Source organism: Pseudomonas furukawaii (assembly GCF_002355475.1).
GTDB lineage: Bacteria > Pseudomonadota > Gammaproteobacteria > Pseudomonadales > Pseudomonadaceae > Metapseudomonas > Metapseudomonas furukawaii.
Window position 1 is genome coordinate 428,989 of record NZ_AP014862.1, and the last position, 18,361, is coordinate 447,349.

Consider the following 18,361-nt stretch of genomic DNA (forward strand, 5'->3'; position numbering starts at 1 on the left):
CAATCCGGCTTGAGCAAGTCCCTTCCCCGATAATCTGCGAAGAACCCAAAAAAAGCCCCCGTCAGGGCCGACATCCCGACGGGGGCGAGGGTGGTCCTTGAGGGGACCTCAGTGTGTGCGATCGGACCAGGCCTTGAGCAGGCTCGCGGCCAGTCCGTAGAGCGTGAGGAGGATGGCGAAGCCGAGGCATACGGACATGGCGATTCCCCCGGCATCGGAAGGCGGACGTCGCCGCCTTCCGATGCCTCGTTCAAGGGTTATTCGTTGACCTGGCGCAGCTTGGTGGCCGGGGTGTCGCCGAGGTTGTTGAGCATCCGCTCGCTGTACCAGTCGAGGAAATTGATCACGCCGAACTCGTAGGTCTTGGAGTAGGGGCCGGGCTGGTAGGCGGTGGAATTGATGCCGCGCTGGTTCTCTTCCGCCAGGCGACGGTCCTGGTCGTTGGTGGCGTCCCAGACCTCGCGCAGGCGGGCGACGTCGTAGTCGACGCCTTCCACCGCGTCCTTGTGCACCAGCCACTTGGTGGTGACCACGGTTTCCTGGGCGCTGATGGGCCACACGGTGAAGACGATCATGTGGTCGCCCATGCAGTGGTTCCAGGAGTGGGGCAGGTGGAGGATGCGCATGGAGCCCAGGTCGGGGTTCTTGATGCGACCCATGAGTTTCTTGCAGCCCTGCTTGCCGTCCATGGTCATGGACACGGTGCCTTCGAGCAGCGGCATGCGCACGATGCGGTTGCGCAGGCCGAAGCTGGCGTGGGCGTAGGGGATCTTCTCCTCGTCCCAGGCCTTGGTGCAGGCGGCCACCTGGTCCTTGAAGGCCTGGCTGGCGCGCGGGTCGGTCACATCGTCCCACTCCAGCAGGGTGTTCAGCAGCTCCGGGTGGGAGCCATTGCAGTGGTAGCACTCGCGGTTGTTCTCGATCACCAGCTTCCAGTTGGCGGCTTCCCTCAGGGTGGTCTGCACGGCCACCTTGGTGTTCTCCATGTCGTAGGGCTCCATGTAATGGGCCAGGGTGGAGAGGAAGTCGTCGATGGCAGGGGGATTTTCCGACAGGTTGACGAAGATGTAGCCGCCGGCGCTCTTCACGTGCACGGGCTTCAGGCCGTACTGCTTCATGTCGAAGTCGGCGCCCATCTCGGTGCCGGCGAACAGCAGGCGGCCATCGAGTTCGTAGGTCCACTGGTGGTAGGGGCAGACCAGCTTGGCGACCTTGCCCTTGTCGCTGACGCACAGGCGCGAGCCACGGTGGCGGCAGACGTTGTGGAAGGCGTGGATCTGGCCCTCGGCACCACGGATCACGATGATCGGGTTGTCACCTACCTGCAGGGTCAGGTAGTTGCCCTTGGCCGGGATCTCGCAGGTCATGCCGGCGATCAGCCATTCCTTGAGGAAGATCTCCTGCATGTCGATCTGGAACAGGCGCTCGTCGTTGTAGAACGGCTGCGGCAGCGAGAAGCTGTGGTCGCGTGCCTTGAGCATGTCGGCCGTGGCCTTGCGTGCGGGTTCAAGCGGATCGCCCAGGCTCAGGGTGGAAGTGACGTCCATCGGTAACTCCTCAATGGCTGGTCGCGTTGGCGACCGCCGCAATAAGTGGCTGGTTCGGTTGTCACGCAAGGCGGCGTGACCTGCCCTCTTTTCTCGCCTGCCGATTGGCTGCCCTGCTGCGGGGGCGAGGGTGGTTTTTTCGGAAAGCCTCAACTTTCGGCTGGGATTGAGTGTGCTGGCGCGGGCAGGTACGACCTTATCCACGGGCGACATGGGAACATCCGTTTCCGACGCGGGAGGCCCGGTGATTGCTGGCAGGTCGCGATAAGCATGTGAATGTCGCAGACAGGTAAATGGGCGGTTTTTGCGTTATTCACAATCCGCCCCAATAGGCCGATATCCGGCCAAGGTGGAGCGACGTCCATGACCAACAATTTCCTCAATCCCGTCACGACCCAGACCTGGACCAACGGCCGCCACATGGTCCGCTGCGTCAAGGCGATCCAGGAAACCTGGGACGTGCGCACCTTCTGTTTCATGGCTGACCAGCCGATGGTGTTCTTCTTCAAGCCGGGGCAGTTCGTGACCCTCGAACTGGAGATCGATGGCCAGCCCATCATGCGTTCCTACACCATCTCCAGCTCGCCCTCGGTGCCCTACAGCTTCTCGCTGACCATCAAGCGCGTGCCGGGGGGCAAGGTCTCCAACTGGCTGCACGACAACCTGAAGGAAGGCGACGTGCTCCCGGTGCACGGCCCGGTGGGGCTGTTCAACGCCATCGACTTCCCGGCGGACAAGGTGCTGTTCCTCTCCGGCGGCGTCGGCATCACCCCGGTGATGTCCATGGCGCGCTGGTTCTTCGACACCAACGGCGCGGTGGACATGGTCTTCGTCCATAGCGCGCGCGCGCCGAAGGACATCATCTACCACCGCGAGCTGCGCCACATGGCCTCTCGCATCGCCAACTTCAAGCTGCACCTGATCTGCGAGAAGTACGACATCGGCGAGACCTGGTCCGGTTATCGCGGTTACCTGAACCGGCCGATGCTGGACCTGATCGCGCCCGACTTCATGGAGCGGGAGATCTTCTGCTGCGGTCCCACCCCCTACATGGCCGCCATCAAGCGCATGCTGGAAGCCGCCGGCTTCGACATGAAGCGCTACCACGAGGAAGCCTTCGGCCCCACTCCGCCGGAAATCCGCGAGGAAGTGAAGGAACATGCCGCCGAAGCGGCGGAAGCCGCCGAAGTGCCTTTGGCCGACATGAACCTGGTGGAGTTCACCGGCACCGGCAAGAGCATCCGCGTCGCCCCCGGCGAGACCGTGCACTCCGCCGCGGCCAAGCTTGGCCTGCACATCCCCAAGGCCTGCGGCATGGGCATCTGCGGCACCTGCAAGGTGCTGAAGACCGCCGGCGAGGTGGAGATGGAGCACAACGGCGGCATCACCGACGAAGACGTTGCCGAAGGCTACATCCTGTCCTGCTGCAGCATTCCCAAGGGTGACGTGGCCATCGACTACTGATGGTTTTCTGATCGATCCCCGTCAGCCCTCGGCCCGCGCGGGCTGGCGCCATCTATCCACAGCTTGTGGGCAGGGCCTTGCACAGCAGTTGTGTGCAAGTCGCTGATATCGCTGAACAACGCATCCATCCTCGGCGGCCCGGCCCCGGGCTCCTCCTGAGCGGCGGGTCCACCGGCCGGTCCAGGGGGCAATGGCGGCAACTGCCGCTATGCTTGCTTCCTGGCCCGCTTCCGCCGGCGTCCCGCCGGCATCCCCTGGTCTGCCTGAGGAGCCTTTGCGATGAAACTCTTCTATTCCCCCGGAGCCTGCTCCCTCGCCGTGCACATCGTGCTGCGGGAGATCGGCAATCCCTTCGAGCTGGAGCGCGTCGACCTCGGCGCCCACAAGACCTCGACCGGTGATGACTACTACCGCAGCAACCCCAAGGGCTATGTGCCCCTGCTGGAGCTGGACGATGGCCAGGTGCTGACCGAGGGACCGGTGATCTGCCAGTACCTCTGCGACCAGGCCGGCCGCACCGACCTGATGCCGGCCGCCGGCTCGCTGCCGCGTTACCGGGTCATGGAGTGGCAGGCCTTCATCAGCAGCGAGGTGCACAAGAGCCTCGGCGCGCTGTTCAACTCCGCGCTGGATGACGCGGCGAAGGCGACCTACGCCGGCATGGCCCATCGGCGTCTGCAGTGGATATCGGCGCAGCTGGGCGGCCGCCCCTATCTGACGGGCGACGACTTCACCGCGGCGGATGCCTACCTCTTCACCGTGGCGAACTGGGCGGGGTTCGTGGGCATGGATATCTCCGACTGCCCGGATCTCAAGGCCTTCCAGGCGCGCGTGGCGGCACGTCCGGCGGTCCAGGCGGCGCTGAAGGCGGAGGGATTGGCCTGAGGCCGCAAGGCGTGAGCACCGGTGCCTTGCCCATCGGGCAACGGCACCCTTGCGCAGGCGTGCCCGCGTCTCAATCCTCTTCCTGCACCGCCTTGTAGGCCCCGGCCAGCTTCTGCTGCACATCCTGGGGAGCCGGATGGTAGTGGCTCAGCACCATGCTGAACGCACCCTGGCCGGCGGTGATGGCCTTGAGGCGGCCGGCGTAGCCATCCAGCTCCGCCAGCGGCACCTGGCCGTGGATCAGCGCCAGCCCCTGGGACAGGGATTCGGTGCCGGTCACCTGGCCGCGACGTCCGATCAGGTCCGTGGTGATATCCCCCAGGTTCGCCTCGGGCGTCGTGACCTCGATGTCGACGATGGGCTCCAGCACCGCTTCTCCCGCAGCGCGCAGGGCGTCCAGCATGGCCTTGCGTCCGGCGGCCTGGAAGGCGATGTCCTTGGAATCCACCGGATGGTGCTTGCCGTCATGCACGGTGATCTTCACGTCTTCCACCGGCAGCCCGGCCAAGGGGCCGCAGGCCAGCACCGAGCGCACGCCCTTTTCCACCGAGGGAATGAACTGGGACGGGATCACGCCGCCCTTCACCTCGTCCGCGAACTGGAAGCCGCTGCCCCGGGGCAGGGGCTCCAGGCGCAGGAACACCTCGCCGAACTGCCCGGCGCCGCCGGTCTGCTTCTTGTGCCGGCTGTGGCCCTCCGCCCCGCGCATCGGGGCTTCCCGGTAGGGCACCCGGGGCGGGCGGGTCTCCACCTCCAGCTTGTAGGTGCCGCTGATGCGGTCCAGCAGGTAGCGCAGGTGCAGTTCGCCCATGCCCCGCAGCACCGTCTCCTGGGTCGAGGCCTGGTAGTCCAGCCTCACGCAGGGGTCTTCGGCCTGGAGCCGCGCCAGCACCTCGGCGATGCGCTGCTCGTCGCCCCGGCGCCGGGCCTCGATGGCCAGGCCCTGCATGGGCTCGGGGAAGTCCAGGGGCTTCAGGTGGATCTGGTCCTCATCGTGGGAGTCGTGGAGCACCGAGCCGAACTCCACCTCATCCACCTTGGTCAGGGCGCCGAAGTCGCCGGGCACCAGCCGGGTCACCTCCTCGTGACGCTTGCCCTGTAGCCGCAGCAGGTGACCGAGCTTGAACGGCTTGCGGCCCTCACCGACGAACAGCTGCATGTCCCGCACCAGGGTGCCCTGGTGCACGCGGAAAATGCCCAGCTTGCCCACGAAGGGGTCGATCACCACCTTGAACACATGGGCCAGCACATGGGCCTCGGGATCGGGGCGGGCACGGAAGGCCCTGGCGTCCGCGCCTTCGCCCTTGAGGAGCAGCGGCGGGTTGCCTTCAGTGGGGTTGGGGGCGAGGCGGGCGAGGATGTCCAGCAGTTCGGTGACGCCGGCGCCGGTGCGCGCCGAGGTGAAGCAGAGCGGAATCAGATGGCCTTCCCGCAGGGCCCGCTCAAAGGGTTCGTGCAGCGCCTCCGGCGCGATCTCGCCCTGTTCCAGGTAGCGCGCCATCAGTTCCTCGTCGACTTCCACCACCTGGTCCACCAGGGCCTGGTGGGCGTCGGCCACCGAGGAAAAGTCCGCCTCGCCATCGGGGTTGAAGAAACAGTCCACCACCCGGCTGCCGTTCTCCGCCGGCAGGTTCAGTGGCAGCACTTCCTTGCCGAAGGCGTCCCGCAGGCTGGCCAGCAGGCCTGGCAGGTCAACCCGTTCGGCGTCGATCTTGTTCACCACCAGCAGGCGGCAGAGCCCGCGTTCGGCGGCCAGGGCCATCATGCGGCGCGTGGTGAGCTCGATGCCGTTCTGCGCGTTGACCACCACCAGCGCGGTTTCCACCGCAGCCAGCGCCGCGATGGACTGGCCGATGAAATCCGGGTAGCCGGGGGTGTCGATCAGGTTGATCTCGGCGCCGGCATGGCTGCAATGGGCGAGGGCCGATGCCAGGGAGTGGCGGTACTCGCGCTCCAGCGGATCGAAGTCGCACACCGTGTCGCCGCGCTCCAGGCTGCCCGGGTTGGCAAGGGTGCCGCTGGCATGCAGCAGGGCTTCGGCCAGGCTGGTCTTGCCGCTGTCGCCATGGCCGACCAGGGCGACCGTTCGAATGGATTCCACCGAGTAGTTCGCCATGAGTACCTCCGCATGCTGGGGTGTTTCCAGTATAGGCAGCGCCCTCCGGGCTGCTCCGAAGGCCGGACACTCTCCACAACTCCCTGATCCTGCTCGAAAAATGAGCGGATCACGGCAGCCCGCGCCAGTGCTGGCGTGGCGCGCGCTCTCTACAGCTTGTCCACAGAAGCCTCCACCGGCTTTGTGGGTAAGGAAGCGATTTTCCACAGAGGAGGACGAATAAAAGCGGGAAAGAACCGCATTGGCGTGGGCGGGTCAGCAATTGATCGATGCCCTCTACAGGCCATCGCCATTGGCCTCTGGCGGCTTTTCAACGGTTTTTCCACAGGGATGTGCACGGCATTTGTGGGCAATTCACCGCCAGCGGCTTTCCATCAGCCCTGATGCGCAGTGGAGGCCAGGAGCGACGCGGGCTCAGTTCATACATAGGGATGAACAGGTTGCTCACAGACTTATCCACATTTCATGGGGTATCCGCTCAGCTCGCGGCTTTTTTCTGGTCAGTAATCGACCAGACTGCTGTAGCCCAGGCAGGACAAGGGATGCAGAGGGTTTTCCACAGTTTGTCTACGCCGTGCTGCACAGAATCTGTGTGGAAGAAATGGCAAGTCATTGAAATAGATCAGAAAATATCCATGTCTCGAAAGGCCAGGAGCGGCGCGGCCTGCAGCGGTGGCTCTACAGTTTGTCCACAGGTTGGTCCACGGAAAACGGGGGTAAGGCGGGCGGGAAGCCCAAGAGCAGGGTGTGGATGCCCTCCCAGGCCTCTCGTCGAGGGGCCGAGGAGGGTGAACTCGAGTGACAGGCGAATCAGGCCGCCATCGCCGCGCGGATATCCGCCGCCAGTTCCCGCACCCGGTCCAGCTCGGTGTCCCAGGAGCACATGAAGCGGGCGCCGCCGGCACCGATGAAGGTGTAGAACCGCCAGCCCCGGTTGCGCAGGTACTCCAGCGCAGGCTCCGACATCTGCAGGAAGACCCCGTTGGCCTCCACCGGGAACATCAGGCTCACGCCGGGCACGTCGGCCACCAGCTCCGCCAGCAATTGGGCGCAGGCGTTGGCGTGGCGGCCGTAGTTCAACCAGGCGCCGTCCTGCAGCAGGCCCACCCAGGGGGCGGCGAGGAAGCGCATCTTCGAGGCCAGTTGGCCGGCCTGCTTGCAGCGGTAGTCGAAGTCTTCCGCCAGCTCGCGCTTGAAGAACAGGATGGCTTCGCCCACCGCCATGCCGTTCTTGGTGCCGCCGAAGCAGAGCACATCCACGCCGGCCTTCCAGGTCAGCTCCGCCGGTGTGCAGCCGAGGAAGGCACAGGCGTTGGAGAAGCGCGCGCCGTCCATGTGCAGGTTCAGGCCCAGTTCCTTGCACACCCGGCTGATGGCGCGGACTTCATCGGGACGGTAGACGGTACCGACCTCGGTGGCCTGGGTCAGGGTCACCACCCGGGGTTTCGGGTAGTGGATGTCCTGGCGCTTGAGGGCGATCTCGCGAATGGCCTCGGGGGTCAGCTTGCCGTCGACCGTCTTGGCCAGCAGCAGCTTGGAGCCGTTGGAGAAGAATTCCGGCGCGCCGCACTCGTCGGTCTCGACGTGGGCGGTCTCGGAACAGATCACGCTGTGGTAGCTCTGGCACAGGGAGGCCAGGGCCAGGGAGTTGGCGGCGGTGCCATTGAAGGCGAAGAAGACTTCGCAATCGGTTTCGAACAATTGGCGGAAATGGTCGGCGGCGCGGGCCGTCCACTGGTCGTCGCCATAGGCGCGTTCATGGCCGCGATTGGCCTCGGCCATGGCGTGCCAGGCCTCCGGGCAGATGCCGGAGTAGTTGTCGCTGGCGAATTGCTGGGTCTGGTCGGTCATGTCCTGGTCCTTCTGTCCGTTCGCCTGCAGGCACAGGCGTATGGGGGCTCACTTTACGCCAGCTTGGACGCGCGGGATTCGCTCGAGGCGACATCCTTTTCCGTCCAGGGCACCTGGGCGAAAGAAGGGAACTCGTTGGTGCTCCCGCCCCTCAGAACAGAAGTGCGTGATCCCATCCGCAAGGAGGAACTCCCATGCGTCATCCCAGCCTGCTCGTTCTCTGCCTGCCGCTGCTGGCCAGTCTGCCCGCCGTCGCCGCCGACTGGTCGCCCGGCGACCGCGACCACTTCGTCCAGGAGTGCAAGACCAGTGCCCAGGCCAGCGTCCCCGCCGACAAGCTGCAGCGTTACTGCGGCTGCGCCGCCGACAAGGTGGCTGCCGAGTTCAGCGCCGCCGAACTCGATGCGCTCAAGGTGCAGAAAACGCCCCTGCCCGAGGCGACGCACCAGCGCCTGGTGAAGGTCTCCCAGGCATGCCTGAGCCAGCTCAACGGCTGATCGGAATCTGATCGACCGGCTCCGGCCCAGGAGTGGCGGGGGCTGGGGACCGGCCTGCACAGCTTGTCCACAGGTCGATCCACGGATCCTGGGGGTAAGGCGGCTCAGTTTCCCTGCCAGGCCAGGGCCCGTTCGCGGACATCGGCGGGAAAGGCCCGTGCGCGGCGGGCGCGGGTGTCCAGGTGTACGCCCACCAGGGTGGTGACCGCGGCGATCTCGCCGGTCTCGTCGTTGCGCATCTCGTGGTGGAAACGGATGGACTTGTCCCTGATCTCCAGCACCCGGGAGTGAATGGACACCACATCGCCCGCATGCAGTTCACGGCGGTACTCGATCTGCTGTTCCACCGCCGCCATGCCGGCGTCGTCGGCCCGCAGGCGTGACGGCGCCAGGCCCAGCAGGCTGAACAGTTGCCAGGTGGCCTCGTCGAACTTGCCCACGTACCACATCACGTTCATGTGGCCCATGTGATCGCAGTGCCAGGGGTAGACGGCGCCACGGTAGGTCAGGGTATCGGTCATCTCAGTTGGCCTCTCGGTTGCTGCTCTGAAAGTCCGCCAGTACCTGACGGAACTGGCGGATGACGATGGACAGGTGCCCCTCCTCGGGATACCGGCGAAGGTGGGAGCGGGGCAGGCGTGACTGCAGGTGGAGCGCCATGGCTTCGGGGACGTGGCGGTCCTGTCCGCTCTGGTAGAGATGGACCGGCACGCGAATGGTCTCGGGCTCGAAGCCCCTCGGCGAGGCGATCAGCGCCGCTTCGCTGCAGGCGCCCCGGATTCCCTGTCGATAGGCTTCCGCGAGGAAGCGCGAGAAGCCCTCCGCCAAGGCTGGGTCGCTGGCCAGCAGTTGCCGGTCCGGTTCCGCCAGCAGCTTGCCCAGGGCCTTCACGGCCCGCAGCGGAGAGGCCCTGAACAGCAGCCGGTCCAGGGCCAGCATCGGGCTGGCCAGGCAGGGATGACGGCGCGCCAGGCCGAACATCAGCTTCAGCGCCGGCAACTGGGTCTGGCGCAGGGCTGGGATATCCATCGGCCCCATGCCCGCCAGCAAGCCCACGTAGTCCAGGCGCTCGCCAAGTCGGTAGGCGCAGGCCAGGGCGTAGGGACCGCCGCAGGACACGCCGAGCACCCCGAAACGGCCATGGCCCAGGGTGTCGGCCAGAAAACCCATGTCCTCGGCCCAGCCGAGCAGGGTGCGTCCGGGCTGGAAGTCGGAATGGCCGAAACCTGGCCGCTCCGCCGCCACCAGCAGCACGCCGGCGGCCCTGGCTTCTTCGTCATGCAACGCGGCCTGGAGGCGGCTGCCGGGAAATCCATGGAAGTAGTAGAGCGGCCTGCCATCGGCGGCGCCGTAGCATTGGTAGGCGAGGGTGCGGCCGCCGGGCAGGCGCAGGCGTCGTGGGTCGGCAGGGGGGCGTGTCATGGCAGCGAGTCGTGTTCCGGGAACTGGTCATGATTTGAGCGGCTGATTTATAGCAGCCGGTGGAAACGCTCTCCGAGAGGGGTTACAAAATTTAATTGAATGTTTAATTTGGCTATTTATTGTTCGGTCAGGCGAAAGCCTCGCCGCCTGGCCATGCGCAGGCCGGAACCCACACCTTATCCACAGGCCCCTGCACAGAATTCGGGGATAGCGCCGTGGCAAGTGGCTGAAAGTGCTCAGGAAGTGACCGCTACGCGGCAGGTGGCGCCGCGCCTGGGGTTGGCGTGGGGCTCTACAGCTTATCCACAGCTTGATCCCCGTTTTCTGTGGGGAAGGGCGGTGTCCCGGTGCATCTATGGGTCGGATTCGGACAGATTTTTGCCCGGGCGGATCGGGAAAATCCTGCACAACGCGCTCCCACGATCCCCGCCGAGGCACGCTCATGACCGCCTACACGCCCCTGCCGCCCACCCGCCCGGCCCTCGAGTCCATCGGCTTCCTGCTGCTGGAGGACTTCAGCCTGATCGCCCTGGCCGGCGCCCTGGAGCCCCTTCGCCTGGCCAACCAGTTGTCCGGACGGGGCCTCTATCGCTGGCGCACCCTGACCCTCGATGGCACCCCGGTGCGCGCCGCCAATCAGATGCAGGTCTCGCCGGAAGGGCGGCTGGACGACGGGGCGGTGCCGGACGTGCTGATCCTCTGCGGTGGCGACGGTCCCGGTACCCTGAGCGATCCGGCGTTACTCGCGCGGCTGCGGTCGCTGGCGGAGAGCGGTGTCCACCTGGGGGCGCTGGGCTCGGCCAGCTGGCCGCTGGCCGAGGCCGGCCTGCTCCAGGGCTATGAGTGCAGCCCGGCCTGGAGTTGCCGGGTCGACCTGCGGGAACGCTTCCCCGGGATCGCCCTGAGCCCGCAGCCCTATGTGCTCGACCGGGACCGCTACACCGCCGTCGGCGGCAGCGCGGCCCTCGAACTCATGCTCCAGCTCATCGGCCGCAATCAGGGCCCGGCCCTCCTCGGGGCCATCAGCGAGACCCTGACATTCGGCCAGCTGCGCAGCGATCCCGCGCCCCCGCGCCTGACCCTCAGGGACGCCCTGGCCAGCGCCCATCCCCGGTTGCAGGAGGTCATCGCCCTGATGGAGGCCAACCTGGAGGAGCCCATCGACCTGGATGACCTGGCCAGCTTCGTCGAACTGTCGCGCCGGCAGCTGGAGCGGCTGTTCCAGAAGTACCTGCGCTGCTCGCCGTCGCGCTACTACCTCAAGCTGCGCCTGCTCAGGGCGCGCCAGCTGCTGCGCCAGACGCCCCTGCCGGTGGTGCAGGTGGCCCTGGGCTGCGGCTTCCTCTCGGCGCAGAACTTCTCCAAGTGCTACCGAGAGCACTTCGGCATTGCGCCCAGCAACGAGCGGCTCGACAAGCCGCAACGCTGCCAGGCCGCCATGCACTGAATTCCCTTGGCACCACTTCGGGCCCGCCCGTGCCTGGCAGCACGGACCGGGCCCGTTTTTTTTGGTTCTTCACGGATAACCCATCCGCCATCTGAGCCGTAGGTTGGCGCCAGGCGAAGCGCGGCCCAACGCCCTGGCGAACGCCGCCGTGTCGGGCTTCGTGCCTCAGTCGGTAGCCCGGGCCAGTTGGTGGCGGGGATCTCTGGGGGCAGCTTCGCTGCCCTTCGCGAATGAATTCGCCCCCACGAAAGCACACCGATCTGCGCGAGCTGCCCCCCTGCGGATCTGACCAACTTGGGGTCGGATACGTACAAAAAATCGCCTGGGCCTTCTGTTGCAATGCGATCCAACGGCCCACCAGTCCGGTGCGCCGAATCCGTGAAAACAACAAGGGTTACCGCCATGCAAATGCCCAAGACGCTCCGCATCCGTAACGGCGACAAGGTCCGCTCCACCTTCTCCGCACAGGAATACGCCAACCGCCAGGCCAGGCTCCGCGCCCATCTGGCGGCCGAGAACATCGATGCTGCGGTCTTCACCTCCTACCACAACATCAACTACTACTCGGACTTCCTCTACTGCTCCTTCGGTCGTCCCTACGCCCTGGTGGTGACCCAGGACGACGTCATCAGCATCAGCGCCAACATCGACGGCGGCCAGCCCTGGCGCCGCACCGTCGGCACCGACAACATCGTCTACACCGACTGGCAGCGCGACAACTACTTCGTCGCCATCCAGCAGGCCCTGCCCAAGGCCCGCCGCATCGGCATCGAGGCCGACCACCTGAACCTGCAGAACCGCGACAAGCTGGCTGCCCGCTACCCCGAGGCCGAGCTGGTGGACGTGGCCGCCGCCTGCATGCGCATGCGCATGATCAAGTCCGCCGAGGAGCACGTGATGATCCGCCACGGCGCGCGCATCGCCGACATCGGCGGGGCGGCGGTGGTGGAGGCCCTGCGTGACCAGGTGCCGGAGTACGAGGTGGCCCTGCACGCCACCCAGGCCATGGTCCGCGCCATCGCCGACACCTTCGAGGACGTGGAGCTGATGGACACCTGGACCTGGTTCCAGTCCGGCATCAACACCGACGGCGCCCACAACCCGGTGACCACCCGCAAGGTGAACAAGGGCGACATCCTCAGCCTGAACTGCTTCCCGATGATCGCCGGCTACTACACCGCCCTCGAGCGCACCCTGTTCCTCGACCACTGCTCCGACGACCACCTGCGCCTGTGGCAGGTCAACGTCGAGGTACACGAGGCCGGCCTCAGGCTGATCAAGCCCGGCGCGCGCTGCAGCGACATCGCCCGCGAGCTGAACGAAATCTTCCTCAAGCACGACCTGCTGCAATACCGCACCTTCGGCTACGGCCACTCCTTCGGCACCCTGAGCCACTACTACGGCCGCGAGGCGGGCCTGGAGCTGCGCGAGGACATCGACACCGTGCTGGAGCCGGGCATGGTGGTGTCCATGGAGCCGATGATCATGCTGCCGGAAGGCCTGCCGGGCGCCGGTGGCTACCGCGAGCACGACATTCTCATCGTCAACGAGAACGGCGCCGAGAACATCACCAAGTTCCCCTACGGACCGGAGAAAAACATCATCCGCAAATGACCGAACCCACGCCCGCGCAGCGCCGACCACCTGCGCGGGCCGTGGCCCGCTTCACCCCACAACAAGAACCGACGCGCGGCATTCACGGGGCCAGACCCCGCGCACGCGCCGAGCTTTGACTACCCGCTGCCGAACATCACGACATAACAACAGAGGTACAGGCGATGGTCAGGTTTGTTTCAGGGACGCTCCTTCGGGGAGCGGCCGACAGTGTGTGTTTCAACGACGGTCGGGGCGCTCCCGTCCATACTCCAGGCATACCGGTGCAACCCCTCTCTGAAGGAGGTGCCCAATGAGCCTGTCCAACCAGACCCTGGCCTATGGCCAGGCCGGCAGCCAGACGGCCGCCAGCGAACGCAGCACCCTCCGCCGTGCGGCCACCGCCAGCTTCATGGGCAACTTCGTCGAATGGTTCGACTATGCCGCCTACGGCTATCTGGCAGCGGTCATCGCCGTTGTCTTCTTCCCCGCCACCGACAAGACCACCGGCCTGCTGGCCACCTTCGCGGTCTTCGCCATCTCCTTCATCATCCGCCCCATCGGCGGCATCGTCTGGGGCCATATCGGCGACCGCTACGGCCGGCGCAACGCCCTGTCCCTGTCCATCCTCATCATGTCGGGCGCCACCTTCTGCATCGCGCTGCTGCCCACCTATGCCCAGGTGGGCATGCTGGCGCCGCTGTTGCTGCTGCTGATCAGGCTGGTGCAGGGCTTCTCGGCATCCGGCGAGTACGCGGGCGCCGCCGCCTTCCTGGCGGAGTACGCGCCGGACGACAAGCGCGGCTTCTACACCAGCCTGGTGCCGGCCAGCACCGCGGCGGGCCTGCTGTTCGGCTCGCTCTTCGCCGCATTGCTCTACTCGCAACTGGACAGCGAGCAGCTGCACGAATGGGGCTGGCGCATTCCCTTCCTGCTGGCGGCGCCGCTGGGACTGATCGGTCGCTACATCCGCCTGCACCTGCAGGACACGCCGAAGTTCCGCGAGATGGAGCAGGCCCTTGAGCGCAAGGCCGGCGACCACAGTGTGCCGATCCGCGAGCTGATGGGTGCGCAGCGCGCGCGCGTACTGGTGGCCATCGGCGTCACCTGCCTCAACGCGGTGGCCTTCTACCTGATCCTCAGCTACATGCCCACCTACCTCTCCGCCGAGATGGGGATGACGGAGACGGACTCCTTCCTGGCGTCCACGGTGTCGCTCGCCACCTACATCGGCTTCATCTTCCTGATGGGCAAGCTGTCGGACCGCTTCGGCCGCAAGACCATGCTGGTGCTCGCCTCGCTGCTGTTCGTCGGCGCGACGGTGCCGCTGTTCGGCCTGCTGGACGGCCAGGGATTCGCCATGATCCTGCTGATCCAGATCGCCTTCGGCCTGATGCTGGCGATGAACGACGGCACCCTGCCGTGCTTCCTCGCCGAGATCTTCCCCACCCGGGTGCGCTACAGCGGCTTCGCCTTCAGCTTCAACACCGCCAATGCCCTGTTCGGCGGTACCGCGCCTTTCCTCGCCACCTGGCTGATCGCCGAGACCGGCGACAAGCTGGCGCCGGCCTGGATGCTGGTGGCGGCCGCGGTGGTGGCGCTGCTGGCCATGCTGGCGGTGCGCGAGACCGCGAACCGAGCCTTGGCGGACGACTGACCGGCCCTGTGATCCTGCCAACTTCGGGTCGGATCCGTACAAGTTTCACTGTTCAACTTCTGATGCAATGCCACAAGCGGAAGACCGCCTGGTGCCTGGATTCTGGAGAACCGTCGATGAGCAAGAGCGTTTTCGTGGGAGAGCTGACCTGGAAGGAGTACGAGGCCCGTGTCGCCTCCGGCGACGCTGTGCTGATGCTGCCGGTCGGCGCCCTGGAGCAGCACGGCCACCACATGTGCATGAACGTGGATGTCCTCTTGCCCACGGCGGTCTGCCAGCGGGTCGCCGAGCGCATCGGCGCGCTGGTGCTGCCGGGGCTGCAGTACGGCTACAAGTCCCAGCAGAAGTCCGGCGGCGGCAACCACTTCCCCGGAACCACGAGCCTGGACGGCGCCACCCTCACCGGTACGGTGCAGGACATCATCCGCGAGCTGGCGCGCCATGGCGTGCGTCGGCTGGTGCTGATGAACGGCCACTACGAGAACTCCATGTTCATCGTCGAGGGTATCGACCTGGCGCTGCGGGAGCTGCGCTACGCCGGCATCCACGACTTCAAGGTGGTGGTGCTGTCCTACTGGGACTTCGTCAAGGACCCGGCGGTGATCCAGCAGCTCTATCCGGAAGGTTTCCTCGGTTGGGACATCGAGCATGGCGGCGTCTTCGAGACCTCCCTGATGCTCGCCCTCTACCCGGACCTGGTGGACCTGGACCGCGTCGTCGATCACCCGCCCGCGACCTTCCCGCCCTATGACGTGTTCCCGGTGGACCCGGCGCGCACGCCGGCACCGGGGACCCTGTCGTCGGCGAAGACGGCCAGCCGGGAGAAGGGCGAGCTGATCCTCGAGGTCTGCGTCCAGGGCATCGCCGAGGCCATCGGCACGGAGTTTCCGTCGTCCTGACACGGCATTGCGTCGAAGCGAACACCGAACAAGCGACTTCAATACCTACAAGAGCGGCGCCCTGGCGCCTGCGAGGAAGTTTCAGCTATGTCGAATTCAGACGCGCACAAAGAATACGGGCTCAGCCAGATCAAGCCGGAAGAGCGCAGCTACGGCTTCGCCGACACGGTCTGGACCTGGTTCGGTTCGGGCATCAACACCGGCTCCTGGTTCTTCGGCGGCATGGCCGCCTCCCTGGGCATGGTCTTCGTCCTGCAGTACAGCCTGCTCTGGCTGCCGCTGATGATGATTCCCTGGGCGGCGGTGGCCTACATCGGCTACCGCTACGGCGCCAGCACCGCCGTGGTGGCGCGCCCGTCCCTCGGCACCAAGGGCTCACGCCTCACCGGCGTCGCCCAGTTCCTGGTGCTGATCGGCTGGCCCAGCGTGAACAGCTTCATCGCCGCCATCTCCCTCAGCCATGTGTTCGGCGCGGCCTTCGGCTGGCCGGTATTCGGCCAGCCGGGGTCCACCTGGCCCATGGTGCTGGGCATCCTGCTCACCGCCGTGGCCCAGGGCATCATCACCTTCCTGGGGCATGAGGCGATCCGCTACCTGGAGCGTGTCGCCGGCGTGCTGCTGCTGGTGCTGGGGGGCTGGGTCAGCTACATCGTGCTGTCGCAGTGGAACCTGTCCGACCTGATGGCCTTCCGGGTGGAGAATCCCGCCCACTCGGTGGCCTTCTACATCGACCTGGCCTTCGGCTTCTCCTGGACCTGGGCCCAGGTCGCGGACTTCTCCCGCTTCTCCCGGACCGGCAAGGCGGCCACCCTCGGCAGTTGGCTGGGGCTGAACGTGGGCCAGGGCTGGTTCATGCTGATCGGCGCCATCGGCACCATCGGCGTGGCGCTGCAGACCGGCAACATCGACCCGAACAACTCCGACCCGAGTTCCACCCTGGCCACCCTGGGCCTTGGCCTGGTGTCCTTCCTGGTGCTGATCTTCGCCACCGTCAGCACCAACGTGACCGTGCTCTACGGTTCGGGGATGGGGCTGCTGGGCGCCTTCAAGGGCCTGACGCCGAAGAAGGCCCTGGCGATCATCGTGGTGCTGCAACTGGGCTTGTGCTTCGTGCCCATGGGCTTCGATTCCTTCCTGCACTACTTCGAGACCTTCCTGGGCGTGATCGGCGGGCTGTTCATCCCCCTCTGGACCATCATCCTGGTGGACTACTTCTGCATCCGGGGCGCGCGCATCAGCGACCGTGACCTGTTCGCCGAGTCCGCGGGGGCCTACTACGGCGCCAACGGATGGAACCCGGCCGGCATCGCGGCCCTGGTACTGGGTTTCCTCGTCTACTTCGTACTGGCCCATGTCTTCAAGGACGTGGCGGAGCAGATCACCGCGAGCTTCCCGGCGATCCTGGTATCCGGCCTGGCCTACTGGCTGCTGGCAAAGAAGCCGGTGGCGGCGCTGGACAGCGGGCTTGAGCGGGACGCCTGAAACACGACGGCAATGACAGGAACGCCGCCCCCGAGAGGAGGGCGGCGTTTTTGTTTGCGGCGCCCCGGCGATGGCCAGGGCCGCCGGTCTAATCGTGCAACGGACTCTGCTTGCGCTCGCCCCGTGGCGAGTGGCCGAAGAAGCGGCTGTAGCACTTGGAGAAATGCGCCGGCGAGGCGAAGCCGCAGGCCAGGGCGATGTCCCGCACCTGGGACTCGCTGCGCAGCAGCAGGTCGCGGGCGCGATTCAGCCGCAGCTCCAGGTAGTACTGGCTGGGGGTCCGGTCCAGGTACTTGTGGAACAGCCGTTCCAGCTGGCGCACCGACACCTCGTTGAGCTGGGCCAGCTCCTCCAGCTCCAGGGGCTCTTCCAGGTTGGCTTCCATGATGGCGACGATCTGGCTCAGCTTGGGCTGGGCATGGCCGAGCCGCTGGCGCAGCGGGATGCGCTGCTGTTCGCGGGCGCCGCGCATGCGGTCGCAGAGCAGCAGTTCGGCGGCCTGGGTGGCGATCTCCACGCCACCGGGTTCGCGGGCGATCAGTTGCAGGGTCATGTCCAGGGACGCGGTGCCACCCGAGCAGGTGTAGCGGTCACGGTCCAGCTCGAACAACTGGTTGGAGATGACGATGCCGGGAAAACGCTCCTTCAGTTGCTCGATGTCTTCCCAGTGAACGGTGCAGCGGTAGCCCTTGAGCAGTTCGGCGCTGGCCAGCAGGTGGCTGCCGGTGCAGATGCCGCCGAGGGCGACGTGCTGCTGGGACAACCGGCGCACCCAGTTCAGCAGGCGGCGGTCGTAACGCGCGGGAATGGGGTTGGAGCCCACCACGAAAAGGGCGTCCAGGGGCGGGGCGTCCTCGATGTCGTGATCCGGCACCACCCGCATGCCGTTGCTGGCCTGTACCGGGCCGTGGTCGGCGGCGATCAGCAGGGTCCTGAACAGCGTGCGCTTGGCGGCCAGGTTGGCCATGCGCAGGGTCTCGATCGCCGAGGCGAAGCCGATGGTGGTGAAGTTGGGAATCAGCAGGAAGCCGTAGGTCTTGATCCCCGCGACCCGGGAGGGGGCCGGGGTGGGGGAGACGGACGGCGCCGCAGGTGTCGCAACAGCCATTAGGTTATTCCTCCACTGCATCGACTGTCGTTTTTGGGTATAGGCGGATAAGGCAGAAGTCGAAATGCAGCTCTGTCTTCTTATTGTCGTCGGCGTGCCGGTGGCGTCCGGTGCCGAACCCAAGCTTACACCCATTGCAGCCCACTATCAGCGGCGTTCCGGGGCTATCGGTGCCTATTCTCCGGGGCGTTTTCGCGGCGTCCGATCCGGCGGCGGAGAGGGCGGTGGTCCGGTGGCGCGTTTTTCTTTTTCCGACAGGTCAGTTTGGGCATTTTGACGTCGCAAACAGGCAAACGGGGTGTCGGGCTATTTCGCACAATCGGCCGCAACAGGCAGGAACCGACCGGTCCCACCGGCTGGCGAAAGCCTCCCAAACAATAGTGACGACACCAG

14 protein-coding genes are annotated in these 18,361 nt (G+C 66.0%); 8 read left to right on the top strand and 6 right to left on the bottom strand.

Features of this window, described 5'->3' with window-relative positions; all coding sequences use genetic code 11:
• Positions 1 to 257: 257 nt before the first annotated feature.
• Positions 258 to 1,547, bottom strand: coding sequence for a glycine-betaine demethylase subunit GbcA (gene gbcA / locus KF707C_RS01950; RefSeq protein ID WP_003453757.1), 1,290 nt, complete (start codon positions 1,545 to 1,547; stop codon positions 258 to 260).
• 363 nt (positions 1,548 to 1,910) lie between these two features.
• On the opposite strand from gbcA, the gene gbcB reads away from it, so the two are divergent.
• Both gbcB and gstA read left to right on the top strand, forming a co-directional pair.
• Positions 1,911 to 3,011, top strand: a complete 1,101-nt coding sequence (gene gbcB / locus KF707C_RS01960) for a glycine-betaine demethylase subunit GbcB (RefSeq protein WP_003453758.1) — start codon at positions 1,911 to 1,913, stop codon at positions 3,009 to 3,011.
• 279 nt (positions 3,012 to 3,290) lie between these two features.
• Positions 3,291 to 3,896: a glutathione transferase GstA gene (gstA, locus tag KF707C_RS01965; RefSeq protein WP_003453761.1), complete on the top strand. Its 606-nt coding sequence runs from the start codon at positions 3,291 to 3,293 to the stop codon at positions 3,894 to 3,896.
• A 70-nt stretch (positions 3,897 to 3,966) separates the two neighbouring features.
• Here the strand turns inward: gstA and fusA are convergent, their stop codons facing one another.
• A complete protein-coding gene (fusA, locus tag KF707C_RS01970) occupies positions 3,967 to 6,012 on the bottom strand; it encodes an elongation factor G (RefSeq protein WP_003453762.1) in 2,046 nt (681 codons plus the stop codon).
• An 810-nt stretch (positions 6,013 to 6,822) separates the two neighbouring features.
• Positions 6,823 to 7,863 carry a threonine aldolase family protein gene (locus tag KF707C_RS01975; protein ID WP_003453763.1) on the bottom strand — a complete coding sequence of 347 codons (1,041 nt, stop codon included), beginning with the start codon at positions 7,861 to 7,863 and terminating at the stop codon, positions 6,823 to 6,825.
• A gap of 194 nt (positions 7,864 to 8,057) precedes the next feature.
• Here KF707C_RS01975 and KF707C_RS01980 point away from each other — a divergent pair, with 194 nt between their 5' ends.
• Positions 8,058 to 8,360: a hypothetical protein gene (locus KF707C_RS01980; RefSeq protein ID WP_003453766.1), complete on the top strand. Its 303-nt coding sequence runs from the start codon at positions 8,058 to 8,060 to the stop codon at positions 8,358 to 8,360.
• A 104-nt stretch (positions 8,361 to 8,464) separates the two neighbouring features.
• Here KF707C_RS01980 and KF707C_RS01985 read toward each other — a convergent pair whose 3' ends face one another.
• On the bottom strand, positions 8,465 to 8,881 hold the full coding sequence (locus KF707C_RS01985) for an acyl-CoA thioesterase (protein ID WP_003453769.1): 417 nt from the start codon (positions 8,879 to 8,881) through the stop codon (positions 8,465 to 8,467).
• Position 8,882: 1 nt separating this feature from the next.
• Positions 8,883 to 9,782, bottom strand: a complete 900-nt coding sequence (locus tag KF707C_RS01990) for an alpha/beta fold hydrolase (RefSeq protein WP_003453772.1) — start codon at positions 9,780 to 9,782, stop codon at positions 8,883 to 8,885.
• A 442-nt stretch (positions 9,783 to 10,224) separates the two neighbouring features.
• Here KF707C_RS01990 and KF707C_RS01995 point away from each other — a divergent pair, with 442 nt between their 5' ends.
• From KF707C_RS01995 to KF707C_RS02015, 5 genes are all read left to right on the top strand, one after another.
• Positions 10,225 to 11,229, top strand: a complete 1,005-nt coding sequence (locus KF707C_RS01995; RefSeq protein WP_003453773.1) for a GlxA family transcriptional regulator — start codon at positions 10,225 to 10,227, stop codon at positions 11,227 to 11,229.
• A gap of 402 nt (positions 11,230 to 11,631) precedes the next feature.
• Positions 11,632 to 12,843, top strand: a complete 1,212-nt coding sequence (locus KF707C_RS02000; protein WP_003453777.1) for a M24 family metallopeptidase — start codon at positions 11,632 to 11,634, stop codon at positions 12,841 to 12,843.
• 292 nt (positions 12,844 to 13,135) lie between these two features.
• A complete protein-coding gene (locus tag KF707C_RS02005; RefSeq protein WP_003453780.1) occupies positions 13,136 to 14,479 on the top strand; it encodes an MFS transporter in 1,344 nt (447 codons plus the stop codon).
• Between the two features lie 116 nt (positions 14,480 to 14,595).
• Positions 14,596 to 15,378 (top strand): creatininase, encoded by a 783-nt coding sequence (locus tag KF707C_RS02010; RefSeq protein WP_003453784.1) that lies wholly within the window; start codon positions 14,596 to 14,598, stop codon positions 15,376 to 15,378.
• Positions 15,379 to 15,465: 87 nt separating this feature from the next.
• The gene (locus KF707C_RS02015) at positions 15,466 to 16,860 is read left to right on the top strand and encodes a purine-cytosine permease family protein (protein ID WP_003453786.1); all 1,395 of its coding nucleotides are present in this window, start codon (positions 15,466 to 15,468) and stop codon (positions 16,858 to 16,860) included.
• 88 nt (positions 16,861 to 16,948) lie between these two features.
• Here KF707C_RS02015 and KF707C_RS02020 read toward each other — a convergent pair whose 3' ends face one another.
• Positions 16,949 to 17,968, bottom strand: a complete 1,020-nt coding sequence (locus KF707C_RS02020; protein ID WP_003453788.1) for a GlxA family transcriptional regulator — start codon at positions 17,966 to 17,968, stop codon at positions 16,949 to 16,951.
• Positions 17,969 to 18,361 lie beyond the last annotated feature (393 nt).